This window comes from Parabacteroides sp. AF17-3 (assembly GCF_003635445.1).
GTDB lineage: Bacteria > Bacteroidota > Bacteroidia > Bacteroidales > Tannerellaceae > Parabacteroides > Parabacteroides goldsteinii.
In genome coordinates this window covers 152,727-176,791 of sequence record NZ_QTMM01000015.1, presented here as the reverse complement: position 1 = coordinate 176,791, position 24,065 = coordinate 152,727, and the positions used below count along the sequence as shown (strand labels likewise).

Annotated in this window: 16 protein-coding genes; 15 read left to right on the top strand and 1 reads right to left on the bottom strand. The window is 48.1% G+C overall.

Annotated elements, in window-relative coordinates:
* Positions 1-69: 69 nt before the first annotated feature.
* From DWW91_RS19755 to DWW91_RS19710, 10 genes are read left to right on the top strand one after another with little or no spacing between them, the layout of a single operon-like run.
* Positions 70-984, top strand: coding sequence for a FimB/Mfa2 family fimbrial subunit (locus DWW91_RS19755; protein ID WP_122328713.1), 915 nt, complete (start codon positions 70-72; stop codon positions 982-984).
* Between the two features lie 47 nt (positions 985-1,031).
* Positions 1,032-2,801 carry a DUF1566 domain-containing protein gene (locus DWW91_RS19750; protein ID WP_122328712.1) on the top strand — a complete coding sequence of 590 codons (1,770 nt, stop codon included), beginning with the start codon at positions 1,032-1,034 and terminating at the stop codon, positions 2,799-2,801.
* 23 nt (positions 2,802-2,824) lie between these two features.
* Complete coding sequence (locus DWW91_RS19745) at positions 2,825-4,492, top strand: fimbrillin family protein (protein WP_232312595.1); 1,668 nt, start codon at positions 2,825-2,827, stop codon at positions 4,490-4,492.
* A 15-nt stretch (positions 4,493-4,507) separates the two neighbouring features.
* Entirely contained in the window at positions 4,508-6,115 is a 1,608-nt protein-coding gene (locus tag DWW91_RS19740; RefSeq protein WP_122328711.1) for a DUF4906 domain-containing protein, read from the top strand.
* A gap of 31 nt (positions 6,116-6,146) precedes the next feature.
* The gene (locus DWW91_RS19735) at positions 6,147-6,809 is read left to right on the top strand and encodes a DUF1566 domain-containing protein (RefSeq protein ID WP_233584534.1); all 663 of its coding nucleotides are present in this window, start codon (positions 6,147-6,149) and stop codon (positions 6,807-6,809) included.
* 19 nt (positions 6,810-6,828) lie between these two features.
* The gene (locus DWW91_RS19730; RefSeq protein WP_122328709.1) at positions 6,829-7,146 is read left to right on the top strand and encodes a hypothetical protein; all 318 of its coding nucleotides are present in this window, start codon (positions 6,829-6,831) and stop codon (positions 7,144-7,146) included.
* Between the two features lie 22 nt (positions 7,147-7,168).
* Positions 7,169-7,447: an HU family DNA-binding protein gene (locus tag DWW91_RS19725; RefSeq protein ID WP_007657667.1), complete on the top strand. Its 279-nt coding sequence runs from the start codon at positions 7,169-7,171 to the stop codon at positions 7,445-7,447.
* Entirely contained in the window at positions 7,444-10,044 is a 2,601-nt protein-coding gene (locus tag DWW91_RS19720) for a BACON domain-containing protein (protein ID WP_122328708.1), read from the top strand. The genes DWW91_RS19725 and DWW91_RS19720 overlap by 4 nt, the downstream gene beginning before the upstream one ends.
* A gap of 26 nt (positions 10,045-10,070) precedes the next feature.
* The gene (locus tag DWW91_RS19715; protein ID WP_233584533.1) at positions 10,071-10,811 is read left to right on the top strand and encodes a hypothetical protein; all 741 of its coding nucleotides are present in this window, start codon (positions 10,071-10,073) and stop codon (positions 10,809-10,811) included.
* A gap of 34 nt (positions 10,812-10,845) precedes the next feature.
* Entirely contained in the window at positions 10,846-11,949 is a 1,104-nt protein-coding gene (locus tag DWW91_RS19710; protein WP_122328706.1) for a DUF3575 domain-containing protein, read from the top strand.
* A gap of 12 nt (positions 11,950-11,961) precedes the next feature.
* On the opposite strand, the gene DWW91_RS19705 is transcribed toward DWW91_RS19710, so the two are convergent.
* Positions 11,962-13,554 carry a DUF6377 domain-containing protein gene (locus tag DWW91_RS19705; RefSeq protein WP_199722610.1) on the bottom strand — a complete coding sequence of 531 codons (1,593 nt, stop codon included), beginning with the start codon at positions 13,552-13,554 and terminating at the stop codon, positions 11,962-11,964.
* A 206-nt stretch (positions 13,555-13,760) separates the two neighbouring features.
* Here DWW91_RS19705 and DWW91_RS19700 point away from each other — a divergent pair, with 206 nt between their 5' ends.
* From DWW91_RS19700 to DWW91_RS19680, 5 genes are read left to right on the top strand one after another with little or no spacing between them, the layout of a single operon-like run.
* Positions 13,761-15,617, top strand: a complete 1,857-nt coding sequence (locus tag DWW91_RS19700; RefSeq protein WP_122328704.1) for a glycoside hydrolase family 13 protein — start codon at positions 13,761-13,763, stop codon at positions 15,615-15,617.
* 16 nt (positions 15,618-15,633) lie between these two features.
* The gene (locus DWW91_RS19695) at positions 15,634-17,844 is read left to right on the top strand and encodes a glycoside hydrolase family 97 protein (protein WP_122328703.1); all 2,211 of its coding nucleotides are present in this window, start codon (positions 15,634-15,636) and stop codon (positions 17,842-17,844) included.
* A gap of 57 nt (positions 17,845-17,901) precedes the next feature.
* The gene (locus DWW91_RS19690) at positions 17,902-20,919 is read left to right on the top strand and encodes a TonB-dependent receptor (RefSeq protein ID WP_122328702.1); all 3,018 of its coding nucleotides are present in this window, start codon (positions 17,902-17,904) and stop codon (positions 20,917-20,919) included.
* Between the two features lie 12 nt (positions 20,920-20,931).
* Positions 20,932-22,563, top strand: coding sequence for a RagB/SusD family nutrient uptake outer membrane protein (locus DWW91_RS19685; protein WP_122328701.1), 1,632 nt, complete (start codon positions 20,932-20,934; stop codon positions 22,561-22,563).
* 22 nt (positions 22,564-22,585) lie between these two features.
* On the top strand, positions 22,586-23,752 hold the full coding sequence (locus DWW91_RS19680; RefSeq protein WP_122328700.1) for a SusF/SusE family outer membrane protein: 1,167 nt from the start codon (positions 22,586-22,588) through the stop codon (positions 23,750-23,752).
* The last annotated feature ends 313 nt before the right edge of the window (positions 23,753-24,065 follow it).

Here is a 24,065-nt window from a genome sequence, read left to right as displayed (position 1 = left end):
TTCCGACAGGTCTTCCTCTCACCCTCCGGTATCACAGCCGGTATACGCGATCTGTAAATAAAGAATAAGATGAACGAAAACAAACACACATATCCCGGTTCCTCCCTGTGGCGGTTGCAACACCTGTTGCTGCTGTTCCTGGCCGTGCTCTTCCTTACGGTCGCAGGTTGCTGGAGGGATGGCCTGCCCGGCAAAAGGCAGTTTAAGCTCAGCTTCCACGGCACTTCGCTTGCCGATGGCGACGCCATCCGCGAGATAGAACTGTTTGTATTTGACGACCAACAACAACTGATCAACCGTGCCACCGGCACGATCGGCGAGACCATCTCGCTCGACTATCCTTCCACCCGGCCCCTACACTACATAGCATGGGGTAACAGCAACGACAAAAGCCTCAGGCTTCCGACGCTGCAACCAGGCGACCTGCTCGACGGAGCATATCTCGCCCTCACACCGCTTTCGTCCGTAAAGGCTGAAACGCAATACCTCAACACGCCTCCCGACCTGTTCAGGGGAGCCATCGACACAGACAACAAAACGATCGCCCGCGGAGCCCCCTTCACGATGGAAATGCGGCCCGCCACGGCGTCGATACATATAACGATCAGCGGACTGTCCAGAGCCACCGGCACGACAGACGGCGATTACACCGTCGAGGTGAGCCGCACAGCCGCCCGCATCGACTTCGAAGGGACCACCGCAGGCTCTGCCATCCACCGGGTTACAGGCTCCTTCAACTCCCGCAAAGAATACATCATCCCCTCTTTCCGTGTCTTCCCCCCGCCCGATGACAAAGGGATAAAGGTCGGCATCTATCACAACGGGATGCTGCTGAAAGAACTTACGCAAACAAGCACCCGGCGCCCCCTCGTCCCCGTGACAGGCCAGGAGCTGAAGCTGACGATCGCTTTCAATGCCGACGGCAGCGCAGAGGTAAAACCGCCCGGCTGGATATCGAGCGACGTCGATGTAACTTACCCGTAAGACATAGAAGATATAGAAGAATCATTCAGATAAAAAACAAACAAGATATGCACACGACACATTCACACCTGTTGAAACTAAGAAAGGCTGCCGCCCTGTGCGCCGCCCTTTTCTTATGCGCTTGCAACTATGAGCGAATACCGGATGTCGAAGAGGGTGAACTCATGACAGTCACCCTCTCGGCAGGCCCCGCCGCAGGCGAGCAAAACCCCACCACCAAAGCAGGGTTGACCGACACGCAGGAGAACTCTATCCATGACCTATATATACTTGCGTTCCAGGCGGATGAGACTGGAGCCTTTTTTCTGAAGTACTATGCGACCGGGAGACCGGTAAGCGGCGGTGGCGGTGGACAATTCAGCTTCAGCCTCCGTCGAAGCGTATCAGGAGCAGCCGATACGAAGCTGCTCCTGGTCGCTAACCTAAACCCTTATCCACTGGTAAATATTGGCATGACATACGAGGGGGTACAAGCAGCTTTGACTAGTGGGGAGTGGGCTGCACCGGCATTTGCTGAACACGGGATACCGATGTTCGGCTTTGCCGGTAACAGCCCCGACAAAGCACTGGAAATAACGGAAGGTATGTCACCACTCTCCGCCAACCTGCTGCGTGCCGTAGCCCGGGTGGACGTGGGAGTAGGAGCTTATAAGGAGGAAAGCGGTGAATGGGACAAAGGGGGTGTCAATTTCGATTTGCAAAAAATCTACGTATTCAAACCTCAAAATAAGTATACGCTCATACCGGTTTTAAGCAATCTTGGATACGATGTAAACGACATCCCCTCCGTCACCGCCCCTTCGCAGGTCGGGGATCAGAGTGCTGACATAGAATACACTATAACAAACAATACCTCTTGCAAAGCCGAAATATACCTCCCCGAAGTCACTCTCAAAGGAGCAACCGTCTACGATAGAAACCATGAGAACCGCATGGCACTCGTCATCGGCGGCACATACCTGGGTAAACTTAACTACTACCGCATCGACTTCACAACCGAGAAGTACAACGCGGCAAATGTGCCCTTGCACGATGTCTTGCGTAACCATATCTACCGTTACTCCATCACCAACGTAAGCCAGTCCGGATACGCAACTCCTGAGGCAGCCTACAAAGGCAGACCGGTCGGACTGGATTTTACAGCCGATATTGTCGACTGGAAAACTGAAGACCTCGACTCGCCCGCTCCGGATATGTTCGTGCGATTGAATTTCCAAGGGATAAACGGGACCGTAGTAGCAGATTATATGTCTGAAAATGGAGTTAGCAAACCGTTTACTATCCTCAAGAAAAAAGACCATTTTAAAACGGATGATGGCAATATAAAGTATATTCCTCTAAATTATAGCGGCATGATGGGGGAAGCCCGTGACAATACCTTCAATGGAGTGACTAACGGCGGTACCTATGTGGATGTGCAGGATGCGCTCGATAGGGAAGGCCCCTACCCAACACTGATTATTGCCCCCGACAACGCATCTGAAGGTGTTGTATGGCGAAGCACACGGGCGGACGCTCCTAAAGAAGATCGTATCCTCGATGCCAAAAAAGTCTGCTGGGACTACCGCGGACAGGGACAGTCCGACTGGCGACTGCCACGGCTCTCGGAACTGATGCTCCTCTGGATGAATAAAGTAACGATCAACAGTTCCAAAGGCTTTACCTCGCTCGGCGAGTCAGGCGAAACTTATTGGACCGGCTCCGAGGGAAAAAACGACAAGGTCTATACTGTCAACCGGGATGGGGAAATAAAGCTGGTGTCTAAATCGGAGTCCTATAAAGTAAGATGCGTCCGTCAAGTAAGAAAACAGAACTAACTACCGTAAATATGCAAACAGATATGACCATAAAAGAAAAAGCAACCCGGCTATGCGCCATGATCGGCGTATGCTCGCTGGGAATATACCTCGCCGCCTGCGACAATGGCGAGTTGCCTGCAGGCGGGGAAGGTGCGGCAAAAGTCGAACTGCGCTTTTCCGCCTCCATCTCCGACAACCCCTCCACCAAAGCAGGGCAGCCACCCCAGCCGACGATTACGTCGGGACAAGCCTTCAGCGAGGGTAAGCAGCATCTATTCGGTATGTTCGTCACCCGCGAGGATGGAACTGCCCTGGCTGACGGTTCGAGTGATAATATGAAGTCGACACTTACGGTGTCCGGCAGCACACAAACGTGGACCCATACCGATAAAACGGGTATGACCTCCATCTCCCTGGCTGCAAACAACGGAGAAAACATCATCATAAAAGGCTATTATCCGTGGACAGCGGATGCCACCGCCACCGCCGTCCCCTTCGACCTGAGCAGCACGGACCCTCAGGATTGGACAGACCTGCTTTATTTATCATTCCCTACCGATCCTCAGAACATAACCGATGGAATGGGTCCTGTTTCCTTGAAATTCTCCCACGCTTTCTGCTGGGTGACGATCAATTTGTTGCAATTGTCATCGAACAACACGGTGAAAGTGAAAGCCGTAAACATCGGAAACGCCTATGCCGGGCAGGGTACGATTGTAAATAAGGGAAATTTGAATCTGAAAACAGGTAAGATAGTCAATAGCGTTTCCGGACCGCTGAAGATAGATCTGGGTTCGCAGCCCATTGCTTTGGATACGGAAGGTGCACCGGGCGCCTCAGCTGCTGTATTCAATTTCCTTGTTCCGCCTGTTATGAGTCCGGATATAAAGAACTCCGATATCGTGATCGAAGTAACGACCCTCGAAAGTGCTGGCGCTGACACTCCCGAGGAAGAAAAAGTGCTCACCTTCCCATTATCGCAATCGCATCTGAATCAGGATAATTCTGGCAGCACCACTCTCTACGGTTTCCAGAAAGGCATGCACAACACCTATCACATCGTTTACAATAACTCGGCCATGAACCTCTCGCTATCCGGTTGGCAGACAGCCACCATCAAAGAAACAATGCTGGGAGAAGGGACGGCGAATGTGACCCCCAAGGCACTAAGTTTTGTTGATCTTTGGACACAGGAAGCTGAAGTGACTCCTAAAAAATTAGCCCCTAACGATTATAGATACCATACTTATCTGGGAGAAGTGGCCGAAAATAATAACGGGGAGTACAGAAATATTACGACCCAAAGCGGCATGTTGGGTAATAGATATAGAGGGGCTGTAAATGAAGAACCTTTTCAAGCTGTTTTAGAGGCTGCCAATAGCTTAGCAGCAGGGGGAGCGCAAATCTCATGGAAAGATGAAGAAACAGGAACCCTTCTGGCTAAACAAGCATGCGCTGAGCTCAGGGAAGGAGGATATACAGACTGGCGGTTACCCAGAATTAGCGAATGCTATATGTTGAATTATCCTACCAATCTCATGAATGGCAAAGAGTATTGGAGTGCTACGGAAGCTAGCGCTACGGAATGTTATGCTATAGTAAAAGTAAAAGAAGGCGGAGCGGATTATTGGCCAAAGAAATTTTCTAAACAAGAATCTTTTTACGTGCGTTGCGTAAGAGATAAAAACAAGCCCAAACCCCAAAAATAATTCCATTATACAAACATGAAACAAATCCTATACACAATAAGTCTGCTCCTCCTGCTAGGAGCCTGCACGGACGAAACCTATACCGACACACTTTCCGCTAATGGCGGTAAGCGTGGCAAGTCCGTACCCGTAAATTTATCGCTGAACGTACAACCCCTGCAATCGCCCCTCGATGCCGACACTAAAGCCGGTAGCCAGACCGTTAGCTCCACAGAGGTATGTAAAGGCATGGAGATAAGCCTGGTGAAAACTCCGGAAACGCGGGCAGCCGATATGGACGAAGTTAAGAACTTCTGGGTGTTTCAGTTTGACGGTACGGAGCCTGTAAGCACACTCTCTAAGGCTGATTTTTACTCAGGCAACTCTGTAAAAACCGTTACGCTGGCTCTATCATCGGGAGAGAAGAACAGGATTATCGTAATAGCAAATGCTGATTTGGAGACCTTTAATAGTTTGCTGACCGATGGAAGTTGCAGCCTGGAGTATTTTAACAATATGGGAATCAACTTTAGTCAACCGGACTTCCCATTGTTCAGTCTTTCCGACGGTAGCTCCCGTCCTGTCCTTTCCGGAAGTACCGACATTATTGTAAAAGAAAATACACAGGCCGACATTATGCTCTATCGCTCGACAGCTAAGGTGACGGTTAATCTTAAGCTGGGGGATAAGATGCAAGATAAAGGTTATTCTGTATGGAACTACCAGTTTGCGAGTATCCCTAAGACGAGTTTTTATCATGCGATAGGGCGTACGCCGGCTTTTCCCGGAGATGCTGTCGAGTATGGCAAGTATGCATTGGGTGATATATCGTTTTCTGCCTCATCATCGTACGCAGCAACCATCACCGCGAATTTGCCGGTCAACCTCCATCATGGGGTTCCGTTTACAACCCCGGAGAAGCGGGTAACCAACGCTCCTTTCAATTCGACCTATCTGCAGATTATGGGAATCGAACCGACTACTGGCGGTACAATCAGTAAATCCGTGGTCTACCAGATCCATCTGGGAAGTAATTTTACCGACGATTACAGCGTCTCACCCAACTATGCATACACCTACAACATCACCATAACCGGCGAAAACGACGACGACTCGCGCGTTATTAAGTTCATCCCCGGTTACTTCGGAGGGAAGCTCCAAGGGTATGACCAGTATGGCGACTCGTCTAGTGCCACGCGCACTACCGTCACCTGGCGATACGTAAATCGCATCGAAGTCTATATATCGGATGTAGGTAGTGGAAATGGAGTATGGCTGGCTGACGGTAAATCCATGCCCTCAGCCAATAGCCTTATGGACGGAAAGAAGAATACGACGGACCTGTTTGATAAGAAAGCTGACTATCCGGCGATACAAAAATGTATCGACCTGAACGGAGTAGGGGTAACTTCCGCTAACCTGGAATGGTATACGCCTTCATTCGGCCAGTCGCTTGGTATCTACATATCCGGTTCGAGCACACTCAAAACATTGCATAATGTAACTTACTGGACATCTTCTACTGATGCTACGGATGTATGGGCAACAAAGATATGGACCGGTCGAAGTAAGGGAGAATCTCCATCTGGTTTGTATTACCTGAGATGTGTTAAAGATTTACTCCCCGGAAACACCGCAAAATAAAAGTATCGATATGAACCTTAAAGCAGAATATATGATAAATAGATTATTCATAGCAGCAGTTATACTTAGCCTGCTTCCGGCCGCAACCGCCTTCGGACAGGAATTAAGAAAAGAGAAGCTGATAGGGACCAACCCTGGCAATCCTGGCAGCAATTACGCCGTATTCTACTCTTACGGTATGTCTGAAAGTTCCGTTTGGCCTCTGGGCATGAAGTTACTGGTAAAGAATGTAGACGGTACAAACGGCTCTACCATCCGCCATACTCATGACAAAGGCAACGGAAAGAATATCCCTGTAAATGACAAAGTACCTTTCCGCTTTATCATTGCTCCGGTAGACGGGCCAGACGGAGAGGTAAGCTGGGCAGCGGCCATGGGAATCGATGCATCGGCAAATAGGAACCTCGGCCAGGACGGAACAGTAATCACAAGTGGATGTGCTAGTTATAAGACAGACGAGTTTCCCAGTGGCTGGCGCTTGCCTACGCAGCGGGAGATGATGCTGATGTGGTTGTTCAAGGCAGGGATCGATGTTATTTATTCCAGCGGACAGTTAAGCGCAAGCCCGTATTGGACCGCCACGGAGAATACGGCGGTTGAGGCTTGGTATCTGGATTTCACAACCGCTGCACCGCAATCGGATTCCGCAGCAAAGACCTCTTCTTATAAATATAGATGCGTTAGAGACTATTAACCTCAGAAGGACAAATAATATGAACCGAATAGATACCATCCTGGAAAAGGAACGAACCAATACGGACAGGATTTTTTTATACCTGAAAGAAGATCGACTGATGGCTTTTGGCTACTCAGCTTATTTCGCTACCTGGCTTTTTCCCGAGCTGGAAGTGATACGGGGCAGTACTTCCGAAGGTGTGAAGTTTGTCTATATCTATTTCCCGGCGGCTAGCCTGTTCTCGCTTTCTGGCCGGATGACCGCATTGGTTGGAGACGAATATATAGAAATAATCGTACCCGAAGAAATAAACAGCTATCGGGAACAGTTCGAAGCCTGGATGAACAACATTTAAAAATAGCATAAAATATAAAGTTATGAACAAGACGGAATTTATTAATGAGCTGGCAAAGCGTACCGACCGGCCGGTAACTGAAATGTACAAATTCGTAAACGATTTTTTTACACTCACCACCGAAATCCTGGCACGTGAAGAAGATATTTTATTTTTGGGTTTCGGCCGCTTTTCTCCCCGTAAACAAAATGCACGCCCGGTACGTAACCCCAAGACCGGTGCTCCGGCTATGTTTTACGGGCGCACAACGGTAGGTTTTAAACCTGGTAAAGACCTTCTCAAAACAATCAATCGGAAATGAAACATATAAAACGACTCGCAACGATCCTCCTGATCGCCTTGCTGCTGGCTGGGTGCCAGGAGGAATTGCCTCACTCGGCACGCATTGAAGCGGGAAAGGAAAACCTGTCGTTTGCACAGGTCACCGGAGCGCAGACGGTAAAGGTTACGACAAGCCATGCCTGGACGGCTGTTTCGTCGGGTTCCTGGCTGACTGTCTCGCCGGATAGCGGCGGAGCAGGCACCTACGAACTGACATTGACGGCGGCCGCCAATACGTCGACGGTGGCACGAAGCGCGCAGGTGGATATACAGGTAGGCCATAAAATCAGTACAATCAAAGTGTCGCAGGCGCAGCAGGATGTACTGGGACTGGACCGCAACTCGGCTGTCGTGGCCTGGCCGGCAGGCTCTGTGGAGTTCACCCTTGCCACCAACAAGGCGGACTATGAGGTTGCGAGCGATGCCGCCTGGTTGAAACCCTCCGCCACGAAGGCGGTGAAAGAAGAGAAGCTGCTGCTGGCCTACGATGAGAATCCGACCTATGATGCACGTACCGCGACGGTGACTGTCAGCAGCGGCACGCTCTCCTCAAAAGTAACGGTAACGCAGGGCGGACGCGGAGCCTTGTATTTCGTGATTAGTCGCGACACGGTGGGAGCCACCGATACACGGTACGAACTCTCCCTGATGAAGAATACGACATCGAACGGGTTGCGTCTGCTCGACAAAGCTTCGTGGATCACCATGCCGCCTCGTAGCAAGGCGGTACCGACGGAGGAGCGTATCCGGTTGACGCTTCAACCCAACACTAAGACGGAGCCGCGCAAGGCACGCCTGGTAATAAACGATTCAAGTACAGGTGCCCTGTTGACCGATACCTTTACACTGGTACAGCGGGGACGGGAGAATGTACTTCTGCCCGAAATAAAGTCGTACGAAGCGGCGGTAGCAGGCGAGACATTCGATATCCCGGTGGTAGCCAGCGGCCCTTTTGAAGTGGAGTTGCCGAAAGACGCTCCCTGGTTGACCGGGTCGACCGGTGTACAACTGGGTGGCACTTTGCGGTTTAAGGTCGAAGAGAATACCCGGCCGGAAGCGCGTACGGCCGTGATCGTCCTGCGCTTGCAGAGCGACGTACCTGTCGAAGCGACCATTACCGTTACACAGGCGGCAGCCAAAGTAACGGACACGGAGTTTATTCCCCGCCTGTATAATTTGCTGGAAGGGGGAGTGGTCATAGAAACTGTACCGGTGAATTTGGGCGCTTTTCGGGCAACGATAGACTATGATGCCGGAGAGCCTTCAAATTGGGTACATGATATTTATTCCAGTGGCGGAAAACTTCATTTCCGGGTGGATGATAATAGTGCGACCGCCAAGCGTAGCGCCGTGATCCACCTGGCACCTGAAGATAAGGAGCCGGTGGAGATCCGGATCAACCAGAGTGGTACCGAAGGAGCCTATATCGAACTGAACAGGCCGGGAACACTGGCTTCGTTCATTGATTTCTCAAAGATGGATAGGTATAAGTCTATCCGTTTGGTTTCGCAGAAAGGGATCAATGCGGATGATATCAATACGTTGCGCAATAAAGAGCTGGCAGTCGAAGAGATAAACCTGGCCGGTGTCGCTATGGTGAATCTGCCGGAGAGTGCGTTTGAAGGAAACCGTACATTGCAGAAGATCACATTACCCGAAAGGTTGTTGTCGGTAGGAAATGCGGCCTTTGCAGGTAGCCGCCTGAAAGAACTCAAGTATTCAGGGGCGCGTGTGTTGCAGGTTATCGGTGACCGGGCTTTCGAAGGGTGTTCCGGATTGAAGATGGATGGTATTTTTATTTCCAACCTGCAATCGATCGGTGAGCGTGCCTTTGCCGGTGCATTCACCGAGAGCGAATCGAACGATCTGGATCTGGTAGGGGCTTCCGGCCTGCGAACGATCGGTAAGGATGCTTTCCGGGCATGCAATACATTGACAAAACTGACATTACCGGTGAATTTGTCGCAGATAGGAGAAGGGGCTTTTAGCGAATGTTATAATCTGGCGGGAACGCTTGATTTACCGGAGTCGCTGACAACGATCGGTGCGGAGGCTTTCTATAATTGCAAAAACCTGACAGGGATGCTGGTGCTGCCGGTTTCCCTGAGAGAGTTGGGCGATCGTGCCTTTATGAGGTGTGCGGCGTTGGGGGGACTGGACCTGTCGAACTGCCGTTTGACGGAAATCGGTGTGGAGGTGTTCAAAGAGAGCCTGTCGAGTTTGTCGACCAGCGTTGACAAACTGGAGGTTCCTTCGGGTGTGACGTTTATTGCTGCCAGCGCCTTTGAAGATACGGGCTTTAGGGAAGTTGACCTGCCTGCAACACTGGCGATGATCGGTCGGAGGGCCTTTTATAATTGCCGGAAGCTGTCGACAGTAACCAGCCGACGTACGGGAGTGGTTCCGGTGCTGGATGCCGAATATCCGGCGGAAACGTTCGGCGGGGTGGATATTACGGGACAGCGTACGCTAAAAGTAAATCCGCAAGCAAAAAAAGCATACCAGGCTGATCCGTTATGGATAAAGGCAACACCGGAGGCAGGAGGAAATATCGTATGGACGATTGAGGATATTTGATAGTATTAATAGCAAAACATACCGTAATGATGGGGGAAGAAGATCGTAATTCGGAGAACATCCGGAAAGAGAGCAAAGAACTGAGTTATATCCGGAAAGAACAACAGAGAATAAAGCTTTGGGGCGGTGTACTGCTGGGAGCCAACCTTTTGCTGTTGGCCGGCTTCCTGTGGGTATCGAGCTGGAATCAGGAAACGAAACAGCCTGTACCGGAGGAAACCGATTTTCAATATCCCCCGCCTGTTCCACCTGCCGAAGAGGACACCTGCTTCTGGGTAGCTGAAGAGATATCGGATGAGGTGAGCAATGCGGATACCACAGACGAAACGGAGGACACAAACAATGCGGAGGACACGGAGGAATCCCTGTTACAAACTGAATCTATACCACCACCCGCACATGTTCCAGTTAGTCCGGAAACTACTCGTCCGGAAACTATCCGTCCGTCCGCTGCAAGGACTGTCAAAAAAGTCATGCAGCCCCGGCGTAAAAAGAAAGCGACTGTCATTCCGGCCTCTATCATTACACGACCGGGGATGACCCTACGTTTGTTGGCACGGCTTTATTATGGGAGAGAAGTGTTTTGGGTCTATATCTATGACCGGAATATAAGGGTATTATCGTCGCTCGATACATCATCGTTCGATGCTCTTCCCTCTGGTATTCAACTGGAACTGCCCTGTCCGGTCGACTACGGAATAGATGCCACCGAGCCCATATCGTTGCAGCGAGCGTGCAATCTGGCGAAAAGCCTGGCGAAACAATGAAAAGAAACAACAATCAATCAAATAATATACGGAAATGAAACAACGTACACGATTCTCCGGACTGCTGGCTATACTCTGTTTGTTGGCCTTTACAGCTGCCGGACAGAGCTACACTATCCATTTTATCAAAGGAACGGAACGTATCAATCACCAACGGCTGCAAACGGCCAATAACCTGGAAGAGCTGATCACGCTGCTGTCGGATTGCAGCCACCAACTGTCAACAGGCGAATATACCGTTTCACTGACAGCGCTTCAGAGTGTCTCAAAACGCTACGACCCTGCCGCCCGCGAGTTGGCGATGAGACAGGCCACCTTTTTGCAGGAGTATCTGACGGGAAGCTGCTGCCTGGACGATCCCGACCTGTTTGAACTCGATGTCGATGCCTGTACCGATCTGGATAACCGCGTGATTGTTGAAGTAAAGAAACATCCGGTCGTAACGAAGCGGCAGTCGGTTGTTTCAAGTTCTTCCGAAGAAGATATGGAACCGTCCGGCAAGCAGAAGGCTACAGCAGGGCAACCCCGAACGAAGAAGGTGAAAACTGTGGCTGAACCGGCGCCGAAGTCTGTCTCAAAATCTGTACCAGCCAGCCATTTCCTCCTGGGGACTGTCGGATTGGGGATAAAGACGAATGCATTGTTGTCTGCCGGTTTGTTGCCCGACGGGTCGATGTATTCGCCGGTAGCGAATGTGGCAGCGGAGGTGTACTTTATGGAGCGTTTCTCGGCGCAGGTGTCGTTTGCCTATGCAATGCCTTACAATAAAGGGGATCAGTATAATCTGTTCAGCATGACCTGTCTGGAGGTAGAACCGCGCTGGTGGTTGTGGGGCGACAGTCGTTTCCGTGGACTGTATGCCGGGGTGTACGGGCAGTATGGGAGTTTTAATGTACGTATAAAGGAGCTGGAGGATAACAGTACCGGTTTGTTCTATGGCGGCGGGATCTCCGTGGGCTGGCTTCAACCGATCTGGCGGGGTTTCTATGTTGAAGCGGGGTTACAGGCTGGTTACCGTAGCGATACCGTCGATGTCTACGAATTCATACCCGGCAGTGCCAATAAGAAACTGGCAACCTATACCCTAAACAGCTTTACCCTGCAGGGAATGAATTTGTCGGTGGGTTATCGATTTTAAATCACTTCAGACTTAAAGCAAAGCAACCAGCTCTTCAAACTTCTCTTTGTCGAGCGCTTTGCTTCTCACTTTGCTGCGATACGAATAAACGGTAGCCAGCGAATAACCCAGAAAATGGGCGATATTGCTGCTGTCGTTGATTCCCAAGCGGATCAGGGCGAAGATACGGAGTTCCGTAGATAATATCTCTCCTGATTTTGGGCTTAGCTTTCCTTCCTCCGTCATCAGGTCGTTAAACGATTTGATGAAATGGGGGAATAGCTTCAGGAACGATTTATCGAACTCATTGTAGAAATTCTTCCGTTCATCGCGTATGAATTGTTCGGACTTGATTGTTTTGAATAAGTCATCCAGTTTGGAGGCCATAGCCAGTTTAGCTAAAGAACGGCGGTACGTATCCAGTTTATCCAGATAGATGACACATTGGTTCAGGTAAAGGGCAATGTACTCTTCCTTTATTTTGCTGGCCTGGCTCAATTCTTTATTGATCTCCTGTAATTGCTCATTGGAGGCACTGACTGCTTTTCGCATGAGGGAAAGTTTCTTCATCTGCCGGTACAGGTAGATGATTGTTACCAATAATAAGAAGGATAAAAAGCTCACACTGATCAGTAACGTGCGCGATATCTGTTTCTCTTTCTCTATTTTCAGTTTATACACTTTATCCACGATCGGGAAAAACTCTGTTACTTCTACCGAACGGAGGCGGGCATTACAGGCAACGGCATCTTCCATCGAGCAACTCAGGTATTTGTAGGCTCGTTCGATATCTCCCTTTTCAAACATCAGCAATGCCAGTTTTTGCAGGGAGATATATTCACGTTTAGCTGTTTTCAGGTCGGCTATGGCGGTTTGTGCCAGGTAATAGATTTGTTTTTCGGTGTCGCCTTTCTGGGCATAGGCCTGCGACAGGTTGTATAACAGATAGACAAGTGACTCCTGATTGTCCAACCCTGCCAATTCTTTATCGATCAGTTCGATTGCTTTATCCGCTTGTCCCTCTACGATCATTTTGTCGGCCAGTACCACACTGTGGTCAAGCTGGTTGGTTGTGAGGGATAAGATGGAGTCGCGGTAGGCATTCGTTTTTTCGATATACTTATGTCGCTCGTCGGTACGGGTGTAGTCTGCTATCCAACCGTAGTAAGTACGGCAGGTATAATAGTAGTAAAGCAGGGTCTGGTTGTCCAGTTGATCCCGGCGTACCTGTTCCAGTTGGGCGGCCACCTCATTGTAAAGTCCCATGATTCCCAGAACTTCGGCTCTTGCGATCCATAAATCGTTCTCGTACTGTGGATTTTGGAGAGACGGAAGGAGCTCTTTCCTTTTTTCCAGATAATGCAGTGCCGAGTCGGCCTGGTAATGTAGGTAGATTCCGTACAGGGAGCTGTACAGGTGGTATTTTTCCTCCGGCGAAGGAGTGGCATGTGCCAGTTTCCGGATACTGTCTATCTCGTGTTCCCGCTGTTTGTGAAAGTCGGCTTTCATTGCGATAGTACGATCCAGCTCTTTGAGCAGGGATTTGATCGTCGGCTTATCGCCGGATGCATATGCCGGCAATATCGACAAAAGGAGTAGAAAAAGAGAATATAGCGTGTTTTTCATGTTGTTGATTTGATTCATCTAGCGCAAAGGTAGTGAAATACATTTGAAATACCTTCTAATGCGTTTTGATTTTTTGCCTGATTGAAATGTGTTATTGTGTTGTATTACAGGTAAAAAGGAGTTTTTAAGGTTTTGATTTTTTTTCTAATACGTTTTCCCGGTAATCCATCCCGCTACATTTGCATCGTTCACCAACAAATCATTCCATGAAAAAGATAATTGTAACCTTTGTATTATGTCTGGGCTTTTGCCTGCCTGTTTTGTCAGGCGTAAAAATACAGAAAGTGGAACCTGCTTTCTGGTGGTCGGGTATGAAGAATCCCGAACTGCAAATCCTATTATACGGTACGGATATCGCGACCGATAGCGTATCGATAACTGCTTCCGATATTCGCGTGAAAGAGATCGTGAAGCTACAAAATCCGAATTACTTACTGCTTTATCTGGATCTGTCGGAAACAGCTCCCCAAGAATTTAACATTCAACTGACAAAGAACGGGGAACAAACGATCATCCCTTATCAGATAAAAGAACGCGAGAAGGATTCGTCTGTCCGGAAAGGTTTCCATGCTTCAGACGTTTTATACCTGATCATGCCCGACCGTTTCGCCAACGGTGATCCGAAGAATGATGTCGTTCCCGGAATGCGCGAGTCGAAAGTGGATCGTACGGATATGTATGCCCGCCATGGAGGTGACCTGAAAGGGATAGCCGATCATCTGGATTATTTCTCCGACCTGGGCGTTACCGCCATCTGGCTGAATCCTATCCTGAAGAACGATATGACCGAAGGTTCCTATCACGGGTATGCCATTACTGATTATTATGAAGTCGATCCTCGCTTCGGTGATAATGAAGAGTTTCGCCAACTGGTTAGTGCTGCCCACGATAAAGGATTGAAGATCGTAATGGATATGATCTTTAACCATTGCGGAAGCGAACATTTCTTCTTTACCGATAAGCCGTCCGACAACTGGTTCAACTTCCAGGATAATTTCGTACAGACCGGTTACCAGACGATGCCGCAGGCCGACACTTACCGTTCTGATTATGACAAAGTGAAAAATATAGACGGCTGGTTCACCCAGTCGATGCCCGACCTGAACCAACGTAACCGGCACGTGGCTTCTTACCTGATCCAGAACAGTATCTGGTGGATTGAATATGCCGGGATCAACGGTATCCGACAAGATACGCATCCGTATGCCGATTTCGATATGATGGCACGCTGGTGTAGGGCTGTTAATGCTGAATACCCCGATTTCAATATCGTAGGAGAGACGTGGATCGGAAATAATGTAGGTGTCTCTTTCTGGCAGAAGGACAGCAAAGTGGCTTATCCCCGGAACTCTTACCTGCCTTCGGTCATGGATTTCCCATTGATGAATATTATGTCGTCGGCATTCGATGAAGAGACGAACAGCTGGGATAGGGGACTGGCACATATCTATGATTACCTGACACAGGATATCGTGTATGCCGACCCGATGAATCTGTTGGTATTTCTCGATAACCACGATACCTCCCGTTTTTATAAAGTACCGCCTACAGGTGACCTGAACCGCTACAAACAGGCTTTGGCTTTCCTGCTGACCGTTCGTGGTATCCCGCAGATTTATTATGGCACTGAAATACTGATGGCTGCCGATAAAGCCGAAGGTGATGGTGTTCTGCGTCGTGACTTCCCTGGCGGATGGGCTGGTGACAAGCAAAACGCATTTACTCCGGCCGGTCGTACCCCTCAGCAGAACGAAGCTTATACATATATAAGTAAGTTGCTCAACTGGCGAAAAGGCAATGATGCGATAGCCAAAGGCTCGTTCAAACATTTTATTACGCAGAACGAAGTATACGTTTACGAACGTAAGTATGGAAATCATTCCGTTGTCGTTTTCCTGAACGGTTCTGATGCCGGCCGCACGGTCGATCTGGCTCCTTATCAGGAAGTGCTTCCCGCCCGTCGGGCTTACGACCTGTTGAATGATCGGCAGATCGATTTGCAGACCTCTTTACCGCTGAAAGGTAAAGGCGTACTGATCCTTGAATTCGGAAAAGTTAATTAAATCATATAATAACACCATGAGAAGTAAAGTATTAATATGGATCGCCCTGCTCGGATGCAGCACGATCAGTTATGCACAGCAATTGTTGTCGCCTGACGGAAACCTGGAAATGAACTTCCGGTTGGATGAAAAGGGTGCACCGGTTTATGACCTGAGTTATAAACGGAAAGAAGTGATCAAACCCAGCCATCTGGGATTGGAATTGAAGAAAGAAGATGCGGATGCCGCCGTCGACTTTGAGTTCAAGCAACGCAAGGACGTGGATGCACTGGATAAGAAAACGAATCTGTATGACGGTTTCCGGATAAAGGATACTCGTACTTCCAGCTTCAATGAAATCTGGCAACCGGTTTGGGGCGAGGAAAAAGAAATCCGTAATAATTACAACGAACTGGCTGTAACGCTGGAACAACCTTCCAACGACCGATCTATCGTGGTTCGCTTCCGCCTGTTCAACGACGGACTGGGTTTCCGTTATGAATTCCCGCAACAGAAAGAGTTGAACTACTTCGTGATCAAGGAAGAAAAGTCGCAGTTCGCTATGGCAGGCGACCATAAGACATTCTGGTTGCCGGGCGATTACGATACACAGGAATATAGTACCATGACCTCTCGCCTGAGCGAGATCCGCGGTTTGATGAAAGAAGCTGTTACTCCCAACTCATCACAAACACCTTTCTCGCAGACCGGTGTACAGACTCCGTTAATGATGAAATCGGATAACGGATTATATATCAACCTGCATGAGGCCGCTTTAGTTGATTATTCCTGTATGCATCTGAATCTGGATGACAAAACGATGACGTTCGAATCATGGTTGACACCGGATGCAAAAGGCGATAAAGGATATATGCAGACACCTTGCCAGTCACCGTGGAGAACGGTTATCGTAAGCGATGATGCCCGTAATATCCTGGCATCCCGCATCACATTGAACCTGAACGAACCGTGTAAGCTGGACGATGTATCCTGGATCAAGCCGACTAAATATATCGGTGTATGGTGGGATATGATTACCAACAAAGGAACATGGGCTTATACCGACGAACTGAGCAGCGTGAAACTAGGGGAAACCGATTATTCAAAAACAAAACCTAACGGCCGTCACTCTGCCAATACAACGAACGTAAAGCGGTATATCGACTTTGCGGCAGCCAACGGTTTCGATGCCGTCCTGGTGGAAGGTTGGAACGAAGGTTGGGAAGACTGGTTCGGCAAGAGCAAAGACTATGTATTCGACTTTGTTACTCCCTATCCTGATTTTGACGTACAGGAAATTCATCGTTATGCAGCCAGCAAAGGAATAAAGATGATGATGCACCACGAAACATCCGCTTCCGTCCGTAATTACGAACGTCATATGGATCAAGCCTATCAGTTCATGGTAGACAATGGTTATACCAGTGTAAAGAGCGGTTACGTAGGCGATATCATTCCCCGCGGAGAACATCATTACGGACAGTGGATGTGTAACCATTATCTGTATGCAGTGAAGAAAGCAGCCGACTACAAGATCATGGTAAATGCTCACGAAGCAACACGCCCGACCGGCCTGTGCCGTACCTATCCGAACCTGATCGGTAATGAATCGGCCCGCGGAACAGAATATGAATCATTTGGAGGTAATAACGTGGATCATACAACGATTCTTCCTTTTACCCGTCTGATCGGTGGCCCGATGGATTATACGCCGGGTATCTTTGAAACACATTGCAGCGCGATGAATCCGTCGAACACATCACAGGTTCGTTCGACACTGGCACGCCAGCTGGCACTTTACGTAACGATGTACAGTCCGCTCCAGATGGCAGCCGATGTCCCCGAACATTACGAACAGTATGCCGATGCCTTCCAGTTTATTAAAGATGTCGCTCTCGATTGGGACAAATCGCTTTACCTGGAAGCAGAGCCGGGCGATTATATCACGATTGCCCGCAAAGCAAAAGGAACAGGTAACTGGTTCGTTGGCTGTACGGCCGATGAGAACGGACACGAATCCCGCCTGTCTTTCGACTTCCTCGATCCGGGAAAGAAATATGTGGCCGTAGTTTATGCTGATGCTAAAGATGCCGACTGGAAAAATAATCCGCAGGCATATACTATAAAGAAAGGTGTGTTGACAAGCAAAAGCAAATTGAATTTGAACGCAGCCAGTGGCGGCGGCTTTGCCATCAGCATTCAGGAAGTGAGCGACCCGAAAGAGTTAAAAGGGTTAAAAAATCTATAAGGTAAAAGGATTGTTAAGGTTATTAAGTAAACTTGTAAAGAACTTAAATTTAAGCACATGAAACGTTTAAGGTTTAAAGCACTGTTGATGCTGATCGCAGGCTTGTGTATGTCCGTTTCTGTTTTTGCCCAGCAAATGACAGTGACCGGAGTTGTGAAAGATTCTACAGGAGAACCGGTTATCGGGGCGAATGTTATTATAAAGGGAACGACGAACGGGACCGTTACCGATATAGACGGTAAGTTTCTGTTGTCTGCCTCTAAAGGCGATATTATCTCTGTTTCATTTATCGGATATAAGATGCAGGAGTTGCCTGCTGCTTCTGATATGAATATTATTCTGGCAGAAGATTCCCAGATGTTGGAGAATGTTGTCGTGATCGGATACGGTACGGTTAAGAAGAATGATGCTACCGGTTCCGTTATTGCCATTAAACCGGATGAAAAGAACCGTGGCTTGCAGGTCAGTCCCCAGGATATGTTGATGGGTAAGGTGGCCGGTGTATCCGTTGCCTCTTCTACCGGACAACCGGGTTCCTCTTCTTCGATCCGTATCCGTGGCGGTTCTTCCCTGTCTGCTAAAAACGATCCGTTGGTGGTTATCGACGGTGTGATTATGGGTAACAGTGCCCCGGACGGGTTGAGCAATCCCCTGAGTACGATAAACCCTTCTGATATCGAGTCTTTTACAGTCCTGAAAGATGCATCGGCTACTGCAATCTACGGTTCCCGTGCCTCGAATGGTGTTATCATCATTACAACGAAAAAAGGAAAGAGCGGTAGTGTCAAGATCAATTACAGCGGTAATGTGTCTGTCAGCACGAAACGTAATAAAGTGGATGTAATGAACGGGGATGAATACCGTGATTATATCACAAATGCTCCGAACACGACGGAGGGTATGTTGAATGCGTTGAATCTCTTCCCGAATGTCAGCACAGACTGGCAGGATGAAGTGTTGCGTACGGCAATTTCGACCGACCATAATATCAGTGCCTACGGTTCCGTCAAAGAATTTATGCCTTACCGTGTCTCTTTCGGTTATACTGATCAGAATGGTATTCTGAAAACATCTAATTTCCAGCGATATACCGGAAGTGTTTCATTGACTCCTTCTTTCTTTCAGGATCACCTGAATGTAAACCTGAATGGTAAAGGCGTTTATATCAAAAACCGTTTTGCCGATACGGGTGCTTTGGGAAGCGCGGTTAGCTTCGACCCGACCAAGCCGGTAACAAACGGCAGTAAATACGGAGGTTATTTTACCTGGACCGGCGATTACACACCGGACGGCACCAGAGCGACCTCAGCCGGAGTCAACCCTGTTTCTATGTTGGAAATGGTCGATGACCGTTCGACAGCCAAGTCGTTTATCGGAAATGCGCAGTTCGATTACAAACTGCACTTCTTGCCGGATTTACGCTTTAATATGAATATGGGTATCGATTATACATCTGTGGAAGGAAAGAAATATATAGATCCGAATGCTCCCGGTTCTTATCAGCCGGACGATGACGCCACCGGAAGTAACCGTATCTATAATAGTACACATAAAAACAAACTGTTTGATTTCTATGCACAGTATTCCAAAGAACTACCGTCGGTAGCCAGCCGTTTCGACATCATGGCTGGTTATTCTTATCAGAGTTACCAGACGCAGACGGATAATGTGACTTATTATTTGTCGCGCAAGCCGGAAACGTTCGGACAGAATACGACCGTAAGCAACGAATATAAGGAAACAGATACCAAATATGTACTGGCCTCTTTCTACGGACGTATGAATTACTCGTTGATGGATAAATATCTGTTGACTTTCACCTTGCGTGATGATGCCTCTTCCCGTTTTGCCAAAGATAAACGCTGGGGACTCTTCCCTTCGCTGGCTTTGGGATGGAAGATGAATGAAGAAGGTTTTATGAAAGATTTCAGTAGCCTGGATGAATTGAAGTTGCGTTTAGGCTGGGGTGTTACCGGGCAGCAGGATATTAACCAGGGCGATTATCCGTATCTTTCATTTTACCGGGAAGGAAAAGGGGGAGCCATGTATCCTGTTTATGATGCTGCCGGAAATGTGACCTGGATAAATGTATTGGCACCGACTGCCGCCAACCCGAATCTGAAATGGGAGACAACGACGACCTATAATGTCGGTATCGATTACGGATTCCTGAACGGCCGTATTACCGGTTCTTTGGATGGTTATATCCGTAAGACAAAAGACCTTATCAATGCGGAAGTGAATGTGCCGGCCGGAACTGACTTTGCCGAATATGTTGTTTCGAATATCGGTTCGCTCGAAAACAAAGGGGTTGAATTTTCTATCAATACCCGTCCGATAGTAAGTCGTGACTTTAGTTGGGACCTGGGATTCAATATCGCTTACAACAAGACAAAAATTACGGAACTGACTTATAACGATAATTCCGACTCACCGGGTAAACGCTTTGAATCGACAGGTGGTGACGGTGGTTTGCGTCTGAAGATCCATAGCGTCGGCTATGCTCCGGGTACATTCTATGTTTTCCAGCAAGTGTATGATGCCGACGGAAACCCGATCGAAGGTGAGTATGTGGATCGTAACGGTGACGGTGTAATTACCGATAACGACCTCTATCGTTATAAGAAACCGACCGCAGACGTGTTGATGGGCTTCAACTCCAAATTCACGTATAAGCAGTGGGATTTAGGTTTCAACGGACGTGTCAGCCTGGGCAATTACAATTTCAACTCGACGGCCGCCAATGCAGCATTGGGCGTCAACGAATTGTTTGGGAACAATGCGTTGAGCAATAAACCTATATCAGCTTTGAAAACCGGATTCCAGTCACGCCAGCGTTTGTCGGATTACTATATCCAGAATGCTTCGTTTCTGAAGATCGACAATATTACATTGGGATATAATGTCGACAAGTTTATCAAAAGTAGCTGGAATGCCCGCTTTTATGCAACCGTGCAGAACCCGATCATCATAACCAAGTATGACGGTCTCGATCCTGAAGTGAACGACGGTATGGATAACAACGTATATCCGCGTCCGATAACAGTATTATTCGGAGTTAACATCAATTTCTAAAATGCATCTATCATGAAACTGAAAAAATATATATCATTGGGCCTTGCCTCTTTATGTTGTGTATGGGCTACTTCCTGTCTGGGCGACCTCGATCAGGAGCCGATACTGGATAAATCCAGCAGTTCTATCCATAATGAAGCCGACTGCCAGTCCTTTCTGGCTAAAATCTATTCCGGTTTCGGCTTGTCGGGAAACTCTTCCGATACGAATGTCGAACCGGACTTGCAGGGGGGTGACCAGGGTTCGCTGGTTTTTCTCCGCGGATTGCTCTCCTTGCAATTGTTCCCTTCCGATGAAGCGATCTGGAACTGGGCAGACGAAGGTATTGTGGAGTTATGTCAGCTGAATTGGGATTATACATTGCCTTATGCTTATTCATTCTACCAGCGTGCCATGCTGAATGTTCGTTACTGCAAGGAATTCCTGGACGTTTATGCGGCAGACAGCGACATTCCGGATATTCAGAAATATCGTGACCAGGTGCGCGGACTCCGGGCAATGAATTATTATTACCTGATCGACCTTTATCGCAATCCGGGTGTTGTTTGGGATGACAGCCCGACAGACGATAAGTCGTGGAAACCGTCACAGATAGGGGCGGAGGCATTGTTTGACAAGATCATAGCCGAATTGATCGATCTTTCCGAAAATGGTAATCTGGACGAAACGCCTTCTATGGTAACGTACGGTCGTGTAACCAGACCGGTTATTAACACGCTTCTTGCCAAAATGTATCTGAATGCAGAAGTTTATACCGGCAAACCGATGTATGACAAGGCTGCTGTATATGCCCAGAAAGTAATTGACGCCGGGTTCGGTCTGGAAGATAATTATGCCAACCTCTTCTGTGGTGAAAACCATCTGACGGGTATGCATAAGAATGAAATTATCTACGCGATTCCTTTCGATAATGTCAATGCAAAAAGCTATGGTAGTACAATTATGCTGACAGCTGCTGCCTATGGCGGCGATATGGACCAGACCTGGTTCGGAATGTCTTCTTCGTGGACTTGCCTGAAGCCGACACAGCAGATGATCGGATTCTTCAACGAAAGTCCGGATGCGGGAACCGACAGCCACGGCAGCCTGATTAAGAAAGATAAACGTTATGCTTTCTATGATGGTGCCGGAACGCGTACTCCTGAATCGAAAATGCAGGACTGGAACACCGGCTACCTGTGCCATAAATTTACGAATCTGGGCTGGGACGGCGCAGCAGTAACTCCGACACCCGATCCGAACACCGACTTCCCGTTGTTCCGTCTGGCAGACATCTACCTGATTTATGCGGAATGTGCCGTACGCAATGCTGCCGGAACCAATAAGGAACAGGCCGTTGAGTATGTAAACCAACTGCGTGAACGTGCTAACGGTGATAAGAGTGCCAATATTACAGCCTCTGACCTGTCTCTTGATTTTATTCTCGATGAACGTGCCCGCGAATTATATTGGGAAGGACAGCGTCGTTCCGACCTCGTACGTTTCGGAAAATTCACTAAGGATTATGCCTGGGCATATAAAGGGGGTACACTGGAAGGCGTTGCAAATATCGACAGTCGCTTCAATATCTATCCGATCAGCGACCGCGACCTGACAGCCAATCCGAACCTGGTGCAAAACCCGGGATATGAATCATTAAAATAATAACTTCCAAATCTGTAAACAAATGAAGAAACTGAATATATATGTGCTCCTTTTAGCCGGTTCATTATGCTGGACCGGTTGCGGAGAAGACAGAGACGATAATCCGGTTTTTCAGGAACCAACTGAGTTCAACCTGAATACACCGGCACAGGCAAATGAAGTATATGATCTGAAGAATCTTTCTTCCATTGAACTGACCTGTACGCAACCTAATTACGGATACGTGGCTTCTACCACCTATAAAGTACAGCTCTCTCTGGAAGAAACTTTTAAGGAGGCCGATGAGGCAGCCGGTACAAAAGCAAATTATGCCACCTTATCCCCGGCTTACCCACTGCCAGAGTTGAATATAGACGCCGTTGACTTTGCCATGGCTTTGTTGGATTTGTGGAAGGCTTCGAACGATAATACCGAATTGCCGGAGACACCCATGCCGGTTTATATTCGTTTGAACGCTTCCCTTACGAATAATGGAGCGGGACAAATCACGTCCAATGTCATCGAACTACCGAAAGTGTTGGGTTATAATGTGGAACCTCCTGTCACTTTGCCGGGACAGATGTACCTGGTAGGTGATTTTGCCTCCGGAAGCAGTTGGGGTAAATGGGTTGAAATGATCCCGGTAACGGATACTCCGGGTAAATTCTGGTCCATGCAGTATTTTGGCGGTAATAACGAAATGAAGTTCAATGCGCAACCTTTATGGGACGGTAATCAGGTCGCTTATTCCGAAGGTCTTGTTCCGGCGGCATCGGCCTCTTTAGCCGGAGTGTCCGGTGTAGATGACGGCAGTGGCGGACAGAATATCGGTGTTAAAAATGCCGGCTGGTATATTTTGGTAGTGACAACTGTTGTAGATGGAAAGAATCTGGTTTATACGCTTGAATTTCTTACTCCCAATGTCTATGTGACCGGTGATCCATCCGGCGGTTGGGATACATTTGATGAAGCCCGTAAATTTACAGTACCTTCCGGGGAAGGTGAATTTGTTTCACCTGCTTTTGTTGCCGGTGGCACATTACGTATGTGTGTTAAGTTGCCGTCTACCGACTGGTGGCGCAGTGAGTTTATTGTCCTGAACAATAAAATAGAATACCGGAAGAACGGAGGTGATCCTGAAGCCATAAGCGTATCGGCAGGCCAGAAGGCTTACCTGAACTTTCTGGATGGCACGGGACGTATTAAATAAAAAACTTAATAGAACCTGATGTAATTTGTTTAGCATAGATACTAGACAAAATTATATTCCCAATAAATCGATTGTCGATAGTTTTCAGTCATGTTACTGATAACTGTCGACAATTTTGTTTATAATTAACAAAAGCAAATAGATATTAAATTGCTGAATTTCTACCTTTTTTAAGTTCAATACATCTTTATAAAGACATCTATATATTATCTTTGTCTACATTAAGACAGTAGTCTTAAATTATTATAGCAAACAAGGATAAATAAAAAACTTTTTTATAAGGTACGTTTTAATCTGTCTTTTTATCTAAGTT